Source organism: Streptomyces sp. NPDC031132 (assembly GCF_055570595.1).
This window is the reverse complement of the sequence record NZ_JBVIGX010000001.1, coordinates 136,345-154,440: the sequence shown is the minus strand read 5'-3', so window position 1 is coordinate 154,440 and position 18,096 is coordinate 136,345. Positions and strand designations below refer to the sequence as shown.

Genomic DNA, 18,096 nt, shown 5'->3' with positions numbered 1-18,096 from the left:
CACCGTGGACGCATGCGAAACATGATGAAGAAATGCATCGTCGCCTGCACGCCGAAGACCATGCCGCCTGCCGTGCGCCAGGCCTTCGAGGCCGAGCTGCGCCGCGCCCGTGACGCCGCGCCCGACACCGACGTCATGTGGACCGCCCTGGAGCGGGCCCACATCATCTCCCAGGCCTGGGCCTGGCCCCACACCCGTGCGCACTGGCACATGTTCCGGCTCGCGGTGCGCTGCCGGGACCGGGCGGAGACGGTGGGGCAGGTGGTGCGGATCCTGGTCGCGGGGGCCGGGTCAGTGACCGGGCGCGTGCCGTACGGAAACACGGGGCGTACGGCGGCGGGGCTGCTCACTCCCATGCCCGTCCCGGATGACCTGCGCACGCTGCTTGGCCGCGCGTAGCTGCCGGTCGATGCGGCGGTCGCGCAGGGCCCCGTAGAGCGCGGGCCCCAGCAGCAGGGCGGCGATGGCGAGGACGACGAGGAAGTCGAGGAACGTGTTCATGACTCCACTGTCGCCAGTGCGCAGAAAACCGGACAGTGGCAGGACTGTCATGGAAGTGCGAATTACTGCCACACTGGGGGCATGCTGAACAACGTGGCCGTGGCCCTCGTGAACGGCGTCGCCCCCTTCGAGCTCGGGATCTTCTGCGAGGTCTTCGGGATCGACCGCAGCGAGATGGGGCTGCCGGTGTACGACTTCGCCGTGTGCGCGGCGGAGGACCACCGTTCCCGGACCGGCGACGGGCACTTCGACGTCGTCGTCCCGCACGGGCTGGAACGGCTGGAGAGCGCGGACCTGATCTGCGTGCCCGCCGACCGCGCGGCGGCGACCCGGGAGTACCCCGAGCCGCTGCTGGAGGCGCTGCGCCGGGCCGTCGACCGGGGTGCGCGGGTGCTGAGCGTGTGCAGCGGGGCCTTCGTGCTCGGCGCCGCCGGGCTGCTGGACGGCCGGCGCTGCACCACGCACTGGATGCACTCGCCGGCCCTGGCCCGGCGTTACCCGAAGGCGAAGGTGGACCCCGACGTGCTGTACGTGGACGAGGGCCCGGTGATCACCGCTGCGGGCACGGCTTCGGGCATCGACGCGTGCCTGCACGTGGTCCGCCAGGAGCACGGCGCCGAGGTGGCCAACACCATCGCCCGGCGGATGGTGGTCCCGCCGCACCGGGACGGCGGCCAGGCCCAGTTCATCCAGCGGCCGCTGCCGCGCACGTCGTGCGACACGGTGGGCGAGGTGATCGGCTGGATGGCCCGCCACCTGGACGAGGAGATCACCGTCGAGCAGCTCGCGGAGCGCGCGCACATGTCACCGCGCACCTTCGCCCGCCGCTTCCTCCAGGAGACGGGGACGACCCCGTACCAGTGGGTGCTGCGGCAGCGCGTCCTGCTGGCGCAGGAGCTCCTGGAGGCCACGGACGACACGGTCGACGCGATCGCGGGCCGCAGCGGCTTCGGCAACGCGGCGGCCCTGCGCCACCACTTCCTGCGCGCCCTGGGCACGACCCCGAACGCCTTCCGCCGCACGTTCCGCGGCCCCCGGGCCGTGGCTTAGGCGTACGGAAGGCCGAGGCCTACGCAAGCCCTACGGAAGGCTCGGGCGTTCGGAACGCTCAGGCGTTCGGGACGGTTTCGTAGCGCGGGGTGCCCTCTTCCATCTGGCGCAGGGCGTCCTTGCGGTCGCGCTTCGAGAGGCGGTCGATGTACAGGTACCCGTACAGGTGGTCCGTCTCGTGCTGCAGGCAGCGCGCGAAGTAGCCCGTGCCGCGCACCTTGATCGGGTTGCCCTGCGCGTCCTGGCCGGTCACCTCGGCGTAGTCCGGGCGGGCCAGCGAGGCGTACGCGGTCGGGACCGACAGGCAGCCCTCGTTGGAGTCGTCGAGCACGCGGGAGCCGGCCGGGAGCTCCACGAGCTTCGGGTTGACCACGACGCCGGTGTGGCGCACGCCGTCGTCGTCGGGGCAGTCGTAGACGAAGACCTTGGCGTCGACGCCGATCTGGTTCGCGGCCAGGCCCACGCCCTCGGCGGCCTTCTGGCTGGCGAACATGTCGTCGATCAGCTGCGCCAGTTCGTCGCCGAACTCGGTGACGTCCTTGCACTCGCGGTGGAGGACCGGGTTGCCGACGACCGTGATCGGGCGGGCGGTGCCGCGCTCGCGGTGGGCGAGCTCGCGCTCCGCACAGTCCTCGGTGTCCACGACGTACCCGTCGTTCACAAGCTCGACGACCTCGTTCTCCTGCTGCGCCATGTCCGCCGTACGCCTTCCGTAAGTCCACCCGTTCACCAATGTGCCGGTACAGCCTACGGTGCCCGGTCAGCAGACTTCCTCGAGATCCCGCCACTCCCGGGTCTCCGGGCTGTCCGCGACCCAGCCGTCGAGCAGTCCGCGCACCAGTCCGGCCGGCGCCGCGATGCCGCATTCCCGTTCCGGCACCCACAGCGGGCCGGAACCGTTCGTACGGTGCCCGAGCGGTCCGGGATGCCCCGGTTCGCTGTGGTCGTGCGGGTCCAGGTGCTCGCCGTCGCCCTCGCCGCTCGGCATCACGCTCTCCGAGCAGGTCCGGCACAGCAGCCGCACCGACGACGACCAGTCCTCTGCGGCGAAGCCGGCGTCCGAGGCCAGCTGCTCCAGCGCGTCGCGGTCCGCCTCGGTGGCCGCCTCGAGCAGCACCACCCAGGTCGGCACCGGCGAGGGCGCCCACAGCTCGATCTCGTCGAAGACGGGGTACGAGGGCCCGGCCGCGGTGACCCGCTCGCCGTGCGGGACCCCGTCGTGCAGGACGACCTCGCCCCAGCGGCGTCCCGAGGACGGCAGCGGGATCGACAGGACCTCCATGCGGGCCGGGTCCAGCCGGCGGCCCCAGACCACCTCGGCCTCCCCCTCGGGGGACAGCCGTACGGCGGCGCTGCCGAGCTCCATGCCGACCGGTTCGCCGCTGTTCTTCTTCCCGCCGACGGCGGCGTCCCCGGGCACCTTCAGCCCGTACGCCTGCCAGGCCCGGCGGGCCAGCGGCCAGTCCTGCAGCGCGGTCGCGGCGATGCCGACGTTCCACCAGTCCGGGGCGCCGGTCTCGCGGTCCAGCAGGGCCACGGCGCGCAGCCCGGCGGCCCGCGCCTGCTCCCAGTCGTGCCGGAACTTGTGCAGCAGGGCCAGGTTGAACCAGGACTCGGACAGCCAGGGCTCCAGGTCGGCGGCTCTGGTCAGCAGCGCGCCCGCGTCCTCGTACCGCCCGTCGCCGATCAGCGTGAACGCGCGGTCGGTGGCCTGCCGCCACGAAGCGGAGGGCCGATGCCGTACCTTCCCGAAGATCCTCACGATTCCCGCCTGCCGGTCCAACGGTGCAGCCTTGCGGACACCCTCACGGACACTCCTACTGGCATCCAACCATGCCCACTCGGACGGCCGCTCATTACCCATGGGTTACCCAAGTGGGACTTGACTGACTCTGTCACGTCCGCCCCTGGCCAGAACCCTTGCAAGACACTCCACGACCTCTGGCTGGTAGTCGCGCCCGGTGCCCAGCCGCAGCTGCTCCAGGGCCGCCAGTGAGCCACCCGGGTGAAGGGTCCCGCCCAGCAGGTCGTCGTACGCGTTGACCGCCCGTACGATGCGCGCCAGGGCGGGCTGGTCCCGGTACGGGTCCGCCTGCCGCTCCACGACCACGGCCACCTCGGCGGGCACCCCGGTCTGCCGGGCGACCTCCCCGCCGAGCACGGCGATCCGGCGGGCCTCGGCGGCGGGCAGCCCGGCGGTGGCCCCGGCCCGGACCGGGTCGACGAGGGACAGCTGGCCGATGTCGTGCATGAGGGCGGCGTATTCCAGCACGGTGAGCTCCCGCTCCGACAGCCCGAGCTCCCGGCCGACGGCGCAGCTCAGCGCGGCGACGCGGCGGGAGTGGCCCGGGCGGGTACAGCCGGCGATCTCGGTGGCCCGGGCCAAGGAGGTGATGGTCTGGCGGTAGGTGGTGCGGATCGTGGTGATCCGGTGGAAGGACAGCTGGGTCAGCAGCAGGGGCACGCAGAGGACGGGCAGCGCCCACAGCCCGGCGACGGCCACGCCGAGGGCCATGACGACCCCGGTGGCGCAGATCGCCGAGCCGATGCCGAGCTGGGCGCGCAGCTCGTCGCGCAGCAGCGGCCCGTAGGGCCGGCCCGTGCGGGCGCCGGCCGGCGCGGCGGCGAGCACGGCGTCGCACAGGGCGGTGAGGCCGAGCAGGAAGAGCAGGAAGAGGACGAGGTACGGGCCCTGCCCGATGCCGTGCTCCAGCCGTCCGGAGTTGTAGAGCGGCTGGAAGCAGACGGCGGCGAAGGCGACGGTGAGGACCCGGCGGGCCAGGTGGTCGGCGGCGGGGCCGCGCCCCCGGGCGATGTGCGGGACGATCCCGGCGAGCGCCGCGGCGACGACGACCGCGACGATCTGGAGCACCCCGTGGTGGGTGGACTGGGCGGCGTTCGGGCCGAGCAGGGCGTACGCGAGGGCGCCGGCGGAGCCCAGCGGTGCGGGCTGGCGGTCCTCGGCCGCGTCCCGGGCGGCGTGCGCGTCCCGGTCGGCCGTGCGGTCGCGGGTGTCGCCCGTGTCGCGGCGGGCGAGCTCGCCGCAGGCGATCAGGGTGCCGAAGGCCAGGGCGGTGCCGGGCTCGACGACGCCGTACCAGAGGGTGTGCCCGAGCCCGGCCAGGGTCAGCGCCGCGGCGGCCCCGCGCACCGTCCACACGACCGCGCCCCTCATGTCCCGCCCCCGCCGTCCGGTTCCTGTCCGGCCCGCGGGTCCACGGTCCGTACGCCCAGGCGGGCGCCCTGGGCGGGGAGCCCGGACAGCCCGGGGCCGCCCGGGTCCGGGACGGCCGCGGCGGGGACGGCCGCCACAGGAGTGGCGGCGGCTGCGGCAACGGCCGCCACCGCACGGCCGGGAGCGGGAGCGGACCCGGCCGGGATCACCTGCACGTCGTCGTCCGCGGTGACCACCGGGTGCCAGCCTTCCCGGCCGATCGCGTCCACCAGCGCGTGCACCATCGCCGGGTCGAAGTGCGCCCCCGCGCACCGCTCGAGCTCGGCCAGGGCCACCGGCACCGGCCGGGCCCGGCTGTACGAGCGGGTCGAGGTCATCGCGTCGAAGGCGTCGGCCACCGCCACCACCCGGGCCAGCACCGGGATCTGCTCGCCGGCCAGCCCGTACGGATAGCCGGTGCCGTCGATCCGCTCGTGGTGGTGCAGGATCGCGGACCGGGCCTCCCCGAGGAAGCCGATGCCGCGCACCATCTCGTGGCCGTACTCGGGGTGCAGTTCGATGACCCGGCGCTCCTCGGGCGTCAGCGGCCCGTCCTTGCGCAGCAGCCGGGTCGGGACGCCGAGCTTGCCGACGTCGTGCAGGATCCCGGCGATCCGGACGACCTCGAGCCGGTCCTCGGCCATGCCCAGCTCGCGGGCGATCATCGCCGAGGCCTGGCCGACGCGCTCGCTGTGGCCGCGCGTGTAGCGGTCCTTGAGGTCGACGGCCTGGACGAGCGCCCGGATCGTGGCCTGGTGGGCGGCCCGTTCGCGGTGGTACTGGGCGAAGACCCAGCAGGAGATGTACATCGGCAGCAGGACGAGCAGTGCGGCCGGGAGCCCGTAGGGGCTGCGCCACATGACGGCCATCATCAGGCCGGCGAGGCCGTGCACGCAGTGCGGGGCCAGGGAGAGGGTGAGCAGTCCGCGCCACGCGGTCCGCGCGGGCCGTCCCTCGGCGGCGGCCAGGATGCCCGCGTCGAGGGCGGTCAGTACGAGGCAGAAGGCGGCGGCCGCGGCCCCCGCGGGGAGCATCGCGTACGGGAACTCCGCGAGCCGGCCGGCCGCACCGGGCGGCCCGGACCCCCCGAAGGCCGCGCCGAAGGAGCCCTCGAAGGGGCCGCCGAGCGTGGCCGGCCCGCCCAGCAGGGCGAACGTCCACCCCGCGGCCCAGGCGGCCGTGGCCTGCTGCGCCGCGTGCCACACCCGGCGCACCGTGGCGGGCCGCTGGACCACGGCCTGGGCGAACCCGCCGGGCAGCGCGACGAGCGCGGCGGCGGCCGGCGGCAGCAGGAAGACGGCGGCGAGCACCACGGGGAAGAAGGCGCCGATGCCCTCGGGGACCCGGCTGCGGCTGCCCGGCAGGGGGCACAGCTTGACGAGTTCGCAGCCCAGGTAGAGGAGGGTGAGCAGCCCGACGACGGGCCAGGGGGTGCCGGAACCGGCGAAGGCCGGGGCGGTGCAGGCGAATGCCGCGAGGACGGCGCACAGGATGACGGCCCACGTGGGGCACGGGCGCGCCGCCGGCGGAAGTACCCGCATGGCGCTCTCCTCCCCTGTGCCGTGCGCACCGGTACCGCCGGATCGCACCGGCACCGTTTGGGGAGAATAGGTGTGGCCCCTTGTGCAGCGGGCCACATTTTCGTATTGCGCCGTACGGGCGCCCCCGGATTAGCACCTTCGGGTGAACGAAGTGGATTTCCAGGGGCAGTTGTTCGATCAGCCGGTGGCGGGATCCGCGGTCACGTCGTGATCGGGGACGGCCTGGCCCGAGCGGATCAGCTCGATCCGGCCCATGACCTTCGAGCGCAGATCGGTCGGCACGTCGTCCGAACCGCAGCAGCGCTTCACCAGCTTCTTCACGGCCTGCTCGAGGCCGTACTTCTCCAGGCAGGGATTGCACTCGCCGAAGTGCGTCTCGAACTTCGTGCAATCGCTGTCCGGCATCTCGTGGTCCAGGAACTCGTACAGGTGGTCCAGGACCTCAGAGCACTCCGTCTCGTGCGGCTCTCCGCAGCTCATGAGCCCGAGCCTTTCAGGTCGTTCGACTCTCCCGCGCCGGCCGGGACCAGCCCGCGCTCACGGGCATAGTCCTCCAGCATTCCGCGGAGTTGACGGCGGCCACGGTGCAGTCGCGACATGACCGTACCGATGGGTGTACCCATGATGTCCGCGATCTCCTTGTACGCAAAGCCCTCTACGTCGGCAAGATAGACCGCGATGCGGAACTCCTCCGGAATGGCCTGGAGCGCTTCCTTCACATCCGAATCGGGCAGGTGGTCGAGTGCCTGCGATTCGGCGGAACGCAGCCCCGTCGACATGTGCGACTCGGCGCGCGCGAGCTGCCAGTCCTCGATCTCCTCCGCCGCGCTGCGCTGCGGTTCACGCTGCTTCTTGCGGTAGGAGTTGATGAACGTGTTGGTCAGAATGCGGTAGAGCCACGCCTTGAGATTGGTGCCCTCGCGGAACTGGTGGAAGGACGCGTATGCCTTCGCGTACGTCTCCTGGACCAGGTCCTCGGCGTCGGCCGGATTGCGCGTCATGCGCAGGGCGGCCGAGTACATCTGGTCGAGGTAGCCGAGGGCGTCCCTCTCGAAGCGCGCATTGCGCTCCGGGGTTGTCTCCTCCGCGTGGCCTTCGTCGGTCCCAGCGACAGGACCCACCTCCTCCGACTGCGTGACGGCTCCGAAAGCGGACCCACTCGAATCGGAGAATAGTCGACCATCCCGGCCTTCCGCCGCCTGAAGCAGGCCGCGCTTGGGCCCGGGCAGGACCGTCCAGTCCAGGCCTGCCGCCTGCGGACGGTGCTGGCTGATGACCTGGGTCATGCGGCTCCCTCTCCTCCGACGATTTCCCGTGCGTTTCCGACATCCGGCACAACAGAGGGGCGGGGCCGCGCATTCCCGGGGTTTGGGGCCTCTGCCGGGCCGGCGTCGAAAGGTGATCGGGATCACGTCAGAGGGGAATTCCGGCGAGCCACGCGGCGACGGCCCCGGTGATCACCTCGAGGGTTTCCTCCTGGGTCGGTCCGGCCTTCTTCGGCACCGCGAAGCCGTGATCGGCGTGCGGGACCTCCACCAGTTCGTACGCCGTCTGCGCGGTCGGCGGCGGGAACTCCTCGGGCCGCCCGAAGGGGTCCCGGCCGCCCTGGACGACCAGGGTGGGCCGCCCGGCCCCGGTCAGCTCCCCGGCCCGGGACTTCTCGGGCCGGCCCGGGGGGTGCAGCGGGAACGCGAGGGCGAGCACCGCGGCCGCCCCCAGCTCGGTGGCGGTCCGACAGGCCACCCGGGCCCCGGCGCTGCGGCCGCCCGCCACCACGGGCAGCCCGGGCCCGGCCAGCGCCGGCCACAGGGCGCGCCAGCCCTCGTCGAGCACCTTGGGCGCGGCGGCCACCTTCTTCCCGGCGACCCGCCACGGCTGCTCGACCAGCGCCACGGTGACCCCCTGGGCGGGCAGGGCCGCGGCCAGGGCCCGGAGGTCTCGGGCCTCGATCCCGCCGCCGGCGCCGTGGCTGACGGCCAGCACGAGGCGGGCCGTACGGGCCGGAGCGGGGTGCCAGGTGATGCGGGCCTCGCCCGCCGGGGTGTCGACGCTCTCGGTACGCGTGGTCATGCACCCCATCCTGCACGGGTCAGAACAGCGTGCACTCCTCCGGCGCGGCCAGCTCGTCGAGCAGCTCCGGCCCGTTGTTGCGCACGTTGCTGACGGCCGTGGACACCGGGTACGCGCGCATCAGCCCGCCCGGCGGCGGCGCGAGCAGGGCCTGGAGTTCGTCGGTGTCGGTGCGGGCGGGGTCCAGCCAGGCGTCCCAGCGGTCCGGGGTCAGCATCAGCGGCATCCGGGGGTGGATCTCGGCGAGCGAGGCCGGGCCCTCGGCGGGGGCCACGGCCAGCGGCCCGGTCTCGGCCTCGGCGGTGATCACCGAGCAGGTCGCCCACCAGGCCTGCGGGTGGTCGCCGGGGAGGGTCGGGTCGCGCCAGAACTCGTATATCCCTGCCATCGCGAAGACGGATCCGTCGGCGGGGAGCACGAAGTAGGGCTGCTTGCGGGCCCGCTTCTTCTTGCCCTCGACCTCGAGCTGCCGTTCGTCGTGGGCGGTGACCCACTCGTAGTACCCGTCGGCGGGGACGATGCAGCGGCGCTGTGCGAAGGGCCTGCGGAAGGACGGCTTCTCGGCCAGCGTCTCGGACCGGGCGTTGATCATCCGGGCGGCGCCGTCGGGGTTCTTCGCCCAGGAGGGGACGAGCCCCCACTTCAGGGTGCGCAGCTGACGAACCGGACGCGGATCCGGAGCGTCCTTCACAGGACGGTCGAGGACGACGTGGACCTCCTTCGTCGGCGCCACGTTCCAGTCGGGGGCCAGCGTCTCCTCCGGCTCCCACCGCTCGATGCCGAAGGCCTCCACCAGGTCCTCGGGCTTGCGACTCGCTGCATACCTTCCGCACATGGCTGCCACACTGCCATCTCACCCGCACACCACCGCAAGGAGTCCGCCACTCTATGGACAGCACCACGACCGCCGGCCTGTGGGACCGGCTGACCGGCATACAGACCCCGCCGGCCCTGTGGCTGGTGATCGCGACGGGCGTGGTGGCGCTGGCCGCCGTGGGGCCGCGCCCGCTGTGGCGGCTGTCCCGCAACGCCGTGACCATCGCCCACGAGGGCGGCCACGGGCTGATCGCCCTGCTGACCGGACGGAAGCTGGACGGGATACGGCTGCACTCCGACACCAGCGGGGTCACCGTCAGCGTCGGCAAGGCGACCGGGCCCGGGATGATCCTGACCGCCGCCGCCGGGTACCCGGCGCCCTCGCTGCTCGGGCTCGGCGGGGCCGCGCTGCTGTCGGCCCACCGGATCACGCTGCTGCTGTGGGCGGCCACCGTGCTGCTGCTGGCGATGCTGGTGATGATCCGGAACGCGTACGGCGCCCTGACGGTGGTGCTGTCCGGCGCCGCGTTCGTGCTGGTCTCCTGGCTCGCCCCGGCCGAGGTCCAGGCGGTCTTCGCGTACCTGGTGGTGTGGTTCCTGCTGCTGGGCGGCGTACGGCCCGTCTTCGAGCTGGGCGCCAAGCGCCGGCACGGCGGGGCGCCGGATTCCGACGCGGACCAGCTGGGGCGGCTCACCCACGTCCACCCGGTGGCCTGGCTGCTCCTCTTCCACGCCGTCGCGCTGTGCTCGCTCATCGGCGGCGGGCGCTGGCTTCTCAACCTCTGAGACGGACCCCTGCCCGGCCCCGCTGCGGCGGCGCGATCAAGATCTGGGTTCGGCAGGAGCCACTAAAGTGGGGGCCATGACCGAGACCCCCGCGCTCCACGCCCTCTGGCCCGCTCCGCTCGCCGACGGCGCCGTCCACGCCACCGTCACCGTGCCCGGGTCCAAGTCGGTCACCAACCGCGCCCTCGTCCTCGCCGCGCTCGCCGCCGAGCCGGGCTGGGTGCGCCGCCCGCTGCGCTCGCGCGACTCCCAGCTGATGGCGGACGCGCTGCGCGCGCTGGGCGTCGGCATCGAGGAGACCGCCTCCTCCAGCTCCGGCGACGGAGCCGGCGGCGAGGCCTGGCGGATCATCCCGGCGGCCCTGCACGGCCCGGCCACGGTCGACGTCGGCAACGCGGGCACGGTCATGCGCTTCCTGCCGCCCGTCGCCACGCTGGCCGCCGGCGACATCCGCTTCGACGGCGACCCGCGTTCCTACGAGCGCCCGCTCGGCCAGGTCATCAGCGCCCTGCGCACCCTCGGCGCCCGGATCGACGACGACGGCCGGGGCGCGCTGCCCCTGACGGTCCAGGGCGGCGGGGCCCTGGAGGGCGGCGTCGTCGAGATCGACGCCTCCAACTCCTCGCAGTTCGTCTCGGCGCTGCTGCTCTCCGGCCCGCGCTTCAACCAGGGCGTCGAGGTCCGGCACACCGGCACCGCCCTGCCGTCGATGCCGCACATCCGGATGACGGTGGAGATGCTGCGCGCGGCGGGCGCCCAGGTCGACACCCCCGAGGCGGGCGGCGAGCCGAACGTGTGGCGGGTCGCGCCGAGCGCGCTGCTGGGCCGCGACATGGTCGTGGAGCCGGACCTGTCGAACGCGCAGCCGTTCCTGGCGGCGGCCCTGATCACCGGCGGCACGGTCACGATCCGGGACTGGCCGCGCCGCACCACCCAGCCCGGCGACGAACTGCGCCGGATCTTCACCGAGATGGGCGGCTCCTGCGAGCTGACCGACGCGGGCCTGGTCTTCACCGGCAGCGGCAAGATCCACGGCATCGACGTGGACCTGAGCGAGGTCGGTGAACTGACCCCCGGCATCGCGGCCGTCGCGGCGCTGGCCGACTCCCCGTCCACCCTGCGCGGGGTGGCGCACCTGCGGCTGCACGAGACGGACCGGCTGGCGGCGCTGACCGCGGAGATCAACGGCCTCGGCGGCGAGGTCACCGAGACCGCGGACGGCCTGCACATCCGCCCGCGCCGGCTGCACGGCGGCGTCTTCCACACGTACGACGACCACCGGATGGCCACCGCGGGCGCGGTGATCGGCCTGGCGGTGGAGGGCGTGGAGATCGAGAACGTGGCGACGACCGCGAAGACCCTGCCGGACTTCCCGAAGATGTGGGCTCACATGCTCGGCGAAGCCCCGCGGGTTGCGGGAGCGTAGGGCCCGTCATGCGCAGGTACGGCAAGCACACCGACGAGGACGACATCCGCCAGCGGCCCAACCCCAAGGGCAACCGGCCCCGGACCACCATCCGGCCCAAGCACGAGGACGCGGCCGAGGGCTTCGTCCTGACCGTCGACCGCGGTCGGCTGACCTGCCTGGTCGACGGCCGCTCGATCACCGCGATGAAGGCCCGCGAGCTGGGCCGCAAGGCGGCGGTGGTCGGCGACCGGGTCTGGATCGTGGGCGACCTGACGGGCAAGAAGGACACCCTCGCGCGGATCGTGCGGATCGAGGAGCGCAAGTCCGTCCTGCGGCGCACCGCGGACGACGACGACCCGTACGAGCGGGTGGTCGTCGCCAACGCGGACCAGCTGGCGATCGTCACGGCGCTGGCCGACCCGGAGCCGCGGCCCCGGATGATCGACCGCTGTCTGGTGGCCGCGTACGACGCCGGGCTGGAGCCGCTGCTGGTGCTCACGAAGTCGGACCTGACCTCCCCGGACAAGATCCTGGAGATCTACTCCACGTTCGGCCTGAACTACGTGGTGACCAACCGCGAGGAGCTCGCGAGCGGCGACGCCGCCGACCGGGTGCGCGAGCGCCTCAACGGCCGGATCACCGCCTTCGTGGGCCACTCGGGCGTCGGCAAGACCACCCTGGTGAACTCGCTGGTCGCCGAGGGCCGCCAGCGCGCCACCGGCCACGTCAACGCGGTGACCGGCCGCGGCCGGCACACCACCACCTCGGCGCTGGCGCTGCCGCTGCCGGGCGGCGACGGCTGGGTCATCGACACCCCGGGCGTGCGCTCCTTCGGCCTGCACCACGTGGACCCGTCCCGGGTGATCCTGGCCTTCCCGGAACTGGTTCCGGGTACGGAGGGCTGCCCGCGGGCCTGCAGCCACGACGAGCAGGACTGCGCGCTCGACAAGTGGGTGGAGGACGGCCACGCGGATCCGGCGCGCCTGTACTCGCTGCGGCGGCTGCTCCAGACCCGCGAGCGCCGCGAAGGAGACTGATCGTCCGGCGGGGTTTGCCGGGTACCACGTCTGGTAAATGCATAATCGCACCACGTGACACGACGTCACCTGACGCGGGGAGGCATGGCCATGGCGTGGCTGCTGGTGGTCGTCGCCGGAATCCTGGAGACCGGTTTCGCGGTCTGCCTCAAGCTGTCCCACGGGTTCACCCGGCTGTGGCCGACCATCGCCTTCGCCGCGTTCGCGCTCGGCAGCTTCGGGCTGCTGACCCTGGCCCTGAAGAAGCTGGACGTGGGCCCGGCCTACGCGGTGTGGACGGGCATCGGGGCCGCCGGGACCGCCATCTACGGCATGGTCTTCCTCGGCGACCTGGTCTCGACCCTCAAACTCGTCTCGATCTCGCTGGTCATCCTGGGCGTCATCGGCCTCCAGCTGTCCGGTTCGGCTCACTGAGCAGGCGCAGCAGCCGCATCAGCTCCCCGAGCCCCGGCTCCTCGCCCGGGGCTATCACGTACGACAGCGCGAGGCGCACGGCGAGCTCGCACCGCTGCGCCCCCTCCCCCGGCGTGAGCGCCACCGATGCCCGGTCGCGGACGGCCCGGGCCAGCTCCCCGGGCCCCTGGGCCGGTACGCCCGGCCGCACTCCCTGCCCGGGCGGCACGGGTAAGTTCCCGTCCCAGCACCCGGTCAGCAGGGCCCGTACGAGGGGACGCGCGCGGGCCGCCCGTACGGTCCACTCCGCGACCGAGGCGAGGCGCTCTGCGGCCCCGGCCGGGGACCGCAGGACCCGGTCCACCCCTTCGAGGTACCAGTCGGCCTCGCGGCGCACCAGGGCCCGGCCCAGGCCCGCCTTGCCGCCGAACTCGTTGTAGAGGGTCTGCCGGGACACTCCGGCGGTGGCCGCCACGTCGACCATCCGCACGGACGGCCAGGGGCGCGCCAGCAGCGCCGCTCCCGCCGCTTCCAGCAAGGACTCCCGGGCTGCCGGCATCCGCGCCTCCCCGCTCCACTTCCCCCGCTCCGATGACCCGCTGGGCTTCCCCGCCAGAGTTGACGGACCGACAGATCCTGTCAAGGGCGCCTGCGGGTCGCACCGTGGACGGCGTTCGCCGGGTCCGGGGAGTCCCGATACTGTTCGGCCATGCCCGAGTATGACGATGACCTCCGCCTCGCCCTTGAGCTCGCCGACGCGGCGGACGCCGCCACGATGCAGCGTTTCCGCGCCCTCGACCTGAAGGTCGAGACGAAGCCGGACATGACCCCGGTGAGCGAGGCGGACAAGGCCGCCGAGGAGATCGTCCGGGCCGGGATCGAGGCCGCGCGGCCCGCCGACGCCATCCTGGGCGAGGAGTACGGCCTCAAGGGCAGCGGCCCGCGCCGCTGGGTCGTGGACCCGATCGACGGTACGAAGAACTACGTGCGCGGCGTGCCCGTCTGGGCCACGCTGATCTCGCTGATGGCGGAGGGCGCCGACGGGGTCTTCCGGCCGGTGGTCGGCGTGGTCTCGGCTCCGGCGCTGGGCCGCCGCTGGTGGGCGGCGCAGGGCGCGGGCGCGTACGCCGGCGGTGCGCTGGGCGGTGCCCCCGTACCGCTCGGGGTCTCGCAGGTGGGCACCCTGGGCGACGCCTCCTTCGCGTACTCCTCGCTGAGCGGCTGGGAGGAGCAGGGCCGGCTCGCCGGGTTCCTGGATCTGACCCGGCAGTGCTGGCGCACCCGCGGCTACGGCGACTTCTGGCCGTACATGATGGTCGCGGAGGGCTCGCTGGACCTGTGCGCCGAGCCGGAGCTGAACCTGTGGGACATGGCCGCCATCGCGGTCGTGGTCCAGGAGGCGGGCGGCCGGTTCACCGACCTGGACGGCGCGGAGGGCGTGCACGGCGGGAACGCGGCGGCTTCGAACGGGTTGTTGCACGAGGAGATGCTGGGATATCTGCGCCCGCGCGCCTGAGCTGTTCGGGCCCTGCGCCCGGACAACCGGGTGCGCCCTCTTGATGACCCTCCGTGTCCATGGGAATCTGAGAATCCATCCGCTTGTGCGCTTGTGAAGGACTTCTCTAAGTTCCGTGCCGTTCGGCGCGGACCTTCACCGGGTGCACCCACCCAAGCGGAGGGACTCTCCCCAGGAGGTGGCTCTCTTCATGCTCGTCCGCGACGCCATGAGCACCGTGATCCTCACCCTCGGACCCGCCCACACCCTCCGGCAGGCGGCCTGCCTGATGTCCGGCCGACGGGTCGGCGCAGCCGTCGTCCTCGATCCCGACCACAGTGGAATCGGCATCCTGACCGAACGCGACATCCTCAACTCCATCGGCGCGGGACACGATCCCGACCGCGAGTCCGTGGGTGCGCACACCACCAACAACGTGGTGTTCTGCACCCCGCAGGCAACCGTCCAGGAAGCCGCCGAGGCGATGGTCCACGGCGGCTTCCGCCATCTGATCGTGCTGGAGCACGGCGGGCCCGTCGGCATCGTGTCCGTACGCGACGTCATCCGCTGCTGGGTGCCGGCGCGGCGCAGCACCGTACCGGCGTAGCGCCGTACGTACGCAGCCGCGTACGTCCGCAGCACCGTACGGACCGGCACAAGCCGGAGGGCCGGACCCCGTCGGGGTCCGGCCCTTCAGCTCTCGGCGAGCGGGGAATCAGCCGCGGAGGGCCTGGACCGCGGCCTCCAGCCGCTTGCCGAAGTCACCGTCCGCCTGGCGGAAGTTGTCGATCGCGCGCTCGGCGATGTCGTCACGCGAGACCTTGGCGATGAAGCCGGACAGGTTCTCGACGAGACGGGACTTCTCGTCCTCGGACATCAGGCGGTAGAGGTCGCCCGCCTGGACGAAGTCGCTGTCCTCGGAGTGCACCGGGGCGGCGTGGTTGCCCGTGCCGCCGGTGACCGCGGTGGACTGCCACAGCGGACGGTCCGTCTGGAAGGGGCCGCCGAAGCTGTTCGGCTCGTAGTTCTTCGCACCCTTGTGGCGGCCGTCGTACAGGAAGCCGTCTCGGGAGTTGGTGCGCGCCTCGGTGGCGTGCGGGCGGTTCACCGGCAGGTGGTCGGCGTTGATGCCGACGCGGTAGCGGTGGGCGTCGCCGTACGCGAAGAGACGGCCCTGGAGCATCTTGTCCGGGGACGGGCCTATGCCGGGAACGAAGTGGGCCGGACTGAATATGCTCTGCTCGACCTCGGCGAAGACGTTCTCCGGGTTGCGGTTGAGCTCCAGCTTGCCGATCTCGACCGGCGGGTAGTCCTCGTGCGGCCACACCTTGGTGAGGTCGAACGGGTTGAAGCGGTAGTGGGCCGCGTCCGCCGCCGGCATGATCTGGACCTGCACGGTCCAGGTCGGGAACTCGCCGCGCTCGATGGACTCGCGCAGGTCGCGCTGGTGCGAGTCGGGGTCCTCACCCGCGAGGGCATTGGCCTCGGCCTGGGTGAGGTTCTTGATGCCCTGGTCGGTCTTGAAGTGGTACTTGACCCAGAAGACCTCGCCGGCCTCGTTGTTCCACTGGTACGTGTGCGAGCCGTAGCCGTTCATGTGGCGGTAGGACGCCGGGATGCCGCGGTCGCCGAACAGCCAGGTCACCTGGTGGGTCGACTCGGGCGACAGACCCCAGAAGTCCCAGACGTTGTCCGCCTCCTGCGAGCCGGTGTACGGGTCGCGCTTCTGGGTGTGGATGAAGTCGGGGAACTTGATGGCGTCCTTGATGAAGAACACCGGGGTGTTGTTGCCGACGAGGTCGTAGTTGCCCTCTTCGGTGTAGAACTTCAGCGCCCAGCCGCGGGGGTCGCGCACCGCGTCGGCCGCACCGAGGTTGCCCGCGACGGTGGAGAAGCGCAGGAAGGTCTCGGTCTGCTTGCCGACCTCGGACAGGAACTTCGCCCGGGTCCACTGCGAGACGTCACGGGTGAGGGTGAAGGTGCCGTACGCGCCGGCGCCGCGGGCGTGCACCACGCGCTCCGGGATGCGCTCGCGGTTGAAGTGCGCCAGCTTCTCCAGGAGCAGCTGGTCCTGGACCAGTACGGGACCTCCGACGCCGGCCGTCTCGCTGTTCTGGTTGTCGGCGACCGGAGCCCCGGCCTCCGTGGTGAGCGGTCCCTGCGTCACGTGCGCCTCCTGCGTCATTCCCTGCGTGTCCTGTCCATGGCCTTTGCCGTACTCGATCCTACGATGGACTTTGTCTAAGTCAAGTAAGGATCCAACTCCATACAGGTTCGGGAGTTACACCGAATCCCCTCGCTGTTAGGCTGGTGTCCATGAGTGACCTGCTGGAACGACTTCGCGGACGCGGATGGCGCATGACCGCACAGCGGCGCGTCGTGGCCGAGGTGCTCGACGGTGACCACGTTCACCTGACGGCCGACGAGGTGCATGCCAGGGCAGTGGACAAGCTGCCGGAGATCTCGCGCGCCACCGTCTACAACACGCTGGGCGAGCTCGTGTCCCTCGGCGAGGTCCTGGAGGTCTCCACGGACCGCCGGGCCAAGCGGTACGACCCGAACGCCCACAAGCCCCACCAGCACCTGGTCTGCGCCCAGTGCGGCGCGATCCGCGACGTGCACCCGTCGGGCAACCCGCTGGCCGACCTCCCGGACGCGGAGCGCTTCGGGTTCGTGGTGTCGGCGGTCGAGGTGACGTACCGGGGCCTGTGCCCGTCCTGCGCGGGGGCGTGACGAACGACGAACGAAGACGGGCCCGGGAGCAATGCTCCCGGGCCCGTCTTTTTGTCGTGAAGCCTGTCGTGAAACGACTGAAGGCCCGGATCCAGAGGATCCGGGCCTTCGGCCTTCAGTAGCGGGGACAGGATTTGAACCTGCGACCTCTGGGTTATGAGCCCAGCGAGCTACCGAGCTGCTCCACCCCGCGTCGGTAAACACGACCTTACGCGAAGGTCTCGGCGAGATGCAAACCCGCTTCCCGTAGAGCGCCCATAACGGGCGGTGACAGAGGTCACCAACAATCGGATTGACATTGATCAAGATCAACGCAATTTTTGCACCTGATCTTCACCAGTCATTTTCGAAAGGACTCCTGTCGGTGCTTTCTGGCGCGCGTCAACCTGCCCTCGCCGCCCTCGCGGTCATCGTGCTCGGATCCGGCGGCGTCTACGTCGCGACATCCGACGTGCACGGCGAGACCGTGGCCGCCCAGCCCGTGGCCGCCACCCCGTCCGCGCTGCCTTCGCCCGCACAGAGCAAGCCCGCGCAGACCAAGGTGGGGCAGCCCTCGCCCGCGCCGTCGGGCAGCGCCGCAGCCGCGGCGGACGAGGACCGGCCCTACCCCGACGCCGCGGCGATCCTCGCCAAGGACGGCATCAAGCTGAACAGCGGGAACGGCGGCATCACGCTCGACAAATGCGGAACCAACCTTTCGCAGATCCGGCTGTACTCGAACCCGGATCCCGCGGCTAAGCGGAATTCCATGTACTGCTTCACCGCCCACAACAGCACCGGGCGGATCACGCTGGAGCTGGACCAGGTCTTCGCCATCGACACGGGGGCGCGGCCGGTGAGCGCGGTGTTCACCAGCAAGAACCTGTCGGCCACCCTCAGTGTGGCCAAGAACCAGTACGCAACTTTCGGTGAGGGGCCCCGGCAGAACACGGGTCACGTTCTCGTCGAGATCAGCGCCACCGGCTGATCACGCAACCGCACCTACGCCTGCCCGTCGTGAGGACCTCGTAGGCGGGTCTCGCCATGCCCTATCGAGAACGCCCTCTCGACCC

Annotated in this window: 20 protein-coding genes and 1 tRNA gene; 10 read left to right on the top strand and 11 right to left on the bottom strand. The window is 72.0% G+C overall.

What is annotated here, in order from left to right; all coding sequences use genetic code 11:
* Window positions 1-12 precede the first annotated feature (12 nt).
* Window positions 13-399: a DUF3703 domain-containing protein gene (locus ACZ49B_RS00710; RefSeq protein ID WP_468299098.1), complete on the top strand. Its 387-nt coding sequence runs from the start codon at window positions 13-15 to the stop codon at window positions 397-399.
* 183 nt (window positions 400-582) lie between these two features.
* A complete protein-coding gene (locus ACZ49B_RS00705) occupies window positions 583-1,551 on the top strand; it encodes a helix-turn-helix domain-containing protein (RefSeq protein WP_468299096.1) in 969 nt (322 codons plus the stop codon).
* A gap of 58 nt (window positions 1,552-1,609) precedes the next feature.
* Here ACZ49B_RS00705 and def read toward each other — a convergent pair whose 3' ends face one another.
* From def to ACZ49B_RS00665, 8 genes are all read right to left on the bottom strand, one after another.
* A complete protein-coding gene (gene def / locus ACZ49B_RS00700) occupies window positions 1,610-2,245 on the bottom strand; it encodes a peptide deformylase (RefSeq protein WP_468299094.1) in 636 nt (211 codons plus the stop codon).
* Window positions 2,246-2,311: 66 nt separating this feature from the next.
* The gene (locus tag ACZ49B_RS00695) at window positions 2,312-3,313 is read right to left on the bottom strand and encodes a tetratricopeptide repeat protein (RefSeq protein WP_053784612.1); all 1,002 of its coding nucleotides are present in this window, start codon (window positions 3,311-3,313) and stop codon (window positions 2,312-2,314) included.
* 105 nt (window positions 3,314-3,418) lie between these two features.
* The gene (locus ACZ49B_RS00690; protein ID WP_468299092.1) at window positions 3,419-4,726 is read right to left on the bottom strand and encodes an HD-GYP domain-containing protein; all 1,308 of its coding nucleotides are present in this window, start codon (window positions 4,724-4,726) and stop codon (window positions 3,419-3,421) included.
* On the bottom strand, window positions 4,723-6,306 hold the full coding sequence (locus ACZ49B_RS00685) for an HD-GYP domain-containing protein (RefSeq protein ID WP_468299090.1): 1,584 nt from the start codon (window positions 6,304-6,306) through the stop codon (window positions 4,723-4,725). The genes ACZ49B_RS00690 and ACZ49B_RS00685 overlap by 4 nt, the downstream gene beginning before the upstream one ends.
* A 177-nt stretch (window positions 6,307-6,483) precedes the next feature.
* Window positions 6,484-6,786 carry a mycothiol system anti-sigma-R factor gene (rsrA, locus tag ACZ49B_RS00680; RefSeq protein ID WP_053784609.1) on the bottom strand — a complete coding sequence of 101 codons (303 nt, stop codon included), beginning with the start codon at window positions 6,784-6,786 and terminating at the stop codon, window positions 6,484-6,486.
* Window positions 6,783-7,427, bottom strand: a complete 645-nt coding sequence (locus ACZ49B_RS00675) for a sigma-70 family RNA polymerase sigma factor (protein WP_008741505.1) — start codon at window positions 7,425-7,427, stop codon at window positions 6,783-6,785. The genes rsrA and ACZ49B_RS00675 overlap by 4 nt, the downstream gene beginning before the upstream one ends.
* Before the next feature lie 292 nt (window positions 7,428-7,719).
* Window positions 7,720-8,376 (bottom strand): alpha/beta hydrolase family protein, encoded by a 657-nt coding sequence (locus tag ACZ49B_RS00670; RefSeq protein ID WP_468299088.1) that lies wholly within the window; start codon window positions 8,374-8,376, stop codon window positions 7,720-7,722.
* A gap of 19 nt (window positions 8,377-8,395) precedes the next feature.
* Complete coding sequence (locus tag ACZ49B_RS00665; protein WP_468299086.1) at window positions 8,396-9,211, bottom strand: SOS response-associated peptidase; 816 nt, start codon at window positions 9,209-9,211, stop codon at window positions 8,396-8,398.
* 53 nt (window positions 9,212-9,264) lie between these two features.
* Here ACZ49B_RS00665 and ACZ49B_RS00660 point away from each other — a divergent pair, with 53 nt between their 5' ends.
* The 4 genes from ACZ49B_RS00660 (at window position 9,265) to ACZ49B_RS00645 (ending at window position 12,837) form a co-directional block, all read left to right on the top strand.
* The gene (locus ACZ49B_RS00660) at window positions 9,265-9,978 is read left to right on the top strand and encodes a M50 family metallopeptidase (RefSeq protein ID WP_468299084.1); all 714 of its coding nucleotides are present in this window, start codon (window positions 9,265-9,267) and stop codon (window positions 9,976-9,978) included.
* 76 nt (window positions 9,979-10,054) lie between these two features.
* Window positions 10,055-11,404, top strand: a complete 1,350-nt coding sequence (gene aroA / locus ACZ49B_RS00655; protein WP_468299082.1) for a 3-phosphoshikimate 1-carboxyvinyltransferase — start codon at window positions 10,055-10,057, stop codon at window positions 11,402-11,404.
* Between the two features lie 8 nt (window positions 11,405-11,412).
* Window positions 11,413-12,423, top strand: a complete 1,011-nt coding sequence (gene rsgA, locus ACZ49B_RS00650) for a ribosome small subunit-dependent GTPase A (RefSeq protein WP_053784604.1) — start codon at window positions 11,413-11,415, stop codon at window positions 12,421-12,423.
* 90 nt (window positions 12,424-12,513) lie between these two features.
* Entirely contained in the window at window positions 12,514-12,837 is a 324-nt protein-coding gene (locus ACZ49B_RS00645) for a DMT family transporter (protein WP_030153546.1), read from the top strand.
* Here the strand turns inward: ACZ49B_RS00645 and ACZ49B_RS00640 are convergent.
* On the bottom strand, window positions 12,803-13,375 hold the full coding sequence (locus tag ACZ49B_RS00640) for a TetR/AcrR family transcriptional regulator (RefSeq protein WP_468299079.1): 573 nt from the start codon (window positions 13,373-13,375) through the stop codon (window positions 12,803-12,805). The genes ACZ49B_RS00645 and ACZ49B_RS00640 overlap by 35 nt on opposite strands.
* Window positions 13,376-13,525: 150 nt before the next feature.
* Here ACZ49B_RS00640 and hisN point away from each other — a divergent pair, with 150 nt between their 5' ends.
* On the top strand, window positions 13,526-14,332 hold the full coding sequence (gene hisN / locus ACZ49B_RS00635) for a histidinol-phosphatase (RefSeq protein WP_468299077.1): 807 nt from the start codon (window positions 13,526-13,528) through the stop codon (window positions 14,330-14,332).
* A 190-nt stretch (window positions 14,333-14,522) separates the two neighbouring features.
* Window positions 14,523-14,918, top strand: coding sequence for a CBS domain-containing protein (locus tag ACZ49B_RS00630; protein WP_053784601.1), 396 nt, complete (start codon window positions 14,523-14,525; stop codon window positions 14,916-14,918).
* A 108-nt stretch (window positions 14,919-15,026) separates the two neighbouring features.
* Here ACZ49B_RS00630 and ACZ49B_RS00625 read toward each other — a convergent pair whose 3' ends face one another.
* Window positions 15,027-16,496 carry a catalase gene (locus tag ACZ49B_RS00625; protein WP_468299075.1) on the bottom strand — a complete coding sequence of 490 codons (1,470 nt, stop codon included), beginning with the start codon at window positions 16,494-16,496 and terminating at the stop codon, window positions 15,027-15,029.
* 131 nt (window positions 16,497-16,627) lie between these two features.
* On the opposite strand from ACZ49B_RS00625, the gene ACZ49B_RS00620 reads away from it, so the two are divergent.
* Window positions 16,628-17,044, top strand: a complete 417-nt coding sequence (locus ACZ49B_RS00620; protein WP_266663964.1) for a Fur family transcriptional regulator — start codon at window positions 16,628-16,630, stop codon at window positions 17,042-17,044.
* A 119-nt stretch (window positions 17,045-17,163) separates the two neighbouring features.
* Here the strand turns inward: ACZ49B_RS00620 and ACZ49B_RS00615 are convergent.
* Window positions 17,164-17,237, bottom strand: a tRNA-Met gene (locus ACZ49B_RS00615).
* A gap of 105 nt (window positions 17,238-17,342) precedes the next feature.
* On the opposite strand from ACZ49B_RS00615, the gene ACZ49B_RS00610 reads away from it, so the two are divergent.
* Complete coding sequence (locus ACZ49B_RS00610) at window positions 17,343-18,011, top strand: hypothetical protein (RefSeq protein WP_468299073.1); 669 nt, start codon at window positions 17,343-17,345, stop codon at window positions 18,009-18,011.
* Window positions 18,012-18,096: the final 85 nt, after the last annotated feature.

Bases quoted from the DNA above. Each gene is read 5' to 3' on its own strand.
- ACZ49B_RS00685 (WP_468299090.1), bottom strand. From the start codon at position 6,306: ATGCGGGTACTTCCGCCGGCGGCGCGCCCGTGCCCCACGTGGGCCGTC.
- ACZ49B_RS00665 (WP_468299086.1), bottom strand. From the start codon at position 9,211: ATGTGCGGAAGGTATGCAGCGAGTCGCAAGCCCGAGGACCTGGTGGAG.
- ACZ49B_RS00640 (WP_468299079.1), bottom strand. From the start codon at position 13,375: ATGCCGGCAGCCCGGGAGTCCTTGCTGGAAGCGGCGGGAGCGGCGCTG.
- aroA (WP_468299082.1), top strand. From the start codon at position 10,055: ATGACCGAGACCCCCGCGCTCCACGCCCTCTGGCCCGCTCCGCTCGCC.
- ACZ49B_RS00690 (WP_468299092.1), bottom strand. From the start codon at position 4,726: ATGAGGGGCGCGGTCGTGTGGACGGTGCGCGGGGCCGCCGCGGCGCTG.
- ACZ49B_RS00710 (WP_468299098.1), top strand. From the start codon at position 13: ATGCGAAACATGATGAAGAAATGCATCGTCGCCTGCACGCCGAAGACC.
- hisN (WP_468299077.1), top strand. From the start codon at position 13,526: ATGCCCGAGTATGACGATGACCTCCGCCTCGCCCTTGAGCTCGCCGAC.
- ACZ49B_RS00625 (WP_468299075.1), bottom strand. From the start codon at position 16,496: ATGACGCAGGAGGCGCACGTGACGCAGGGACCGCTCACCACGGAGGCC.
- ACZ49B_RS00620 (WP_266663964.1), top strand. From the start codon at position 16,628: ATGAGTGACCTGCTGGAACGACTTCGCGGACGCGGATGGCGCATGACC.
- ACZ49B_RS00660 (WP_468299084.1), top strand. From the start codon at position 9,265: ATGGACAGCACCACGACCGCCGGCCTGTGGGACCGGCTGACCGGCATA.
- ACZ49B_RS00670 (WP_468299088.1), bottom strand. From the start codon at position 8,376: ATGACCACGCGTACCGAGAGCGTCGACACCCCGGCGGGCGAGGCCCGC.
- ACZ49B_RS00630 (WP_053784601.1), top strand. From the start codon at position 14,523: ATGCTCGTCCGCGACGCCATGAGCACCGTGATCCTCACCCTCGGACCC.
- rsgA (WP_053784604.1), top strand. From the start codon at position 11,413: ATGCGCAGGTACGGCAAGCACACCGACGAGGACGACATCCGCCAGCGG.
- rsrA (WP_053784609.1), bottom strand. From the start codon at position 6,786: ATGAGCTGCGGAGAGCCGCACGAGACGGAGTGCTCTGAGGTCCTGGAC.
- def (WP_468299094.1), bottom strand. From the start codon at position 2,245: ATGGCGCAGCAGGAGAACGAGGTCGTCGAGCTTGTGAACGACGGGTAC.
- ACZ49B_RS00705 (WP_468299096.1), top strand. From the start codon at position 583: ATGCTGAACAACGTGGCCGTGGCCCTCGTGAACGGCGTCGCCCCCTTC.
- ACZ49B_RS00645 (WP_030153546.1), top strand. From the start codon at position 12,514: ATGGCGTGGCTGCTGGTGGTCGTCGCCGGAATCCTGGAGACCGGTTTC.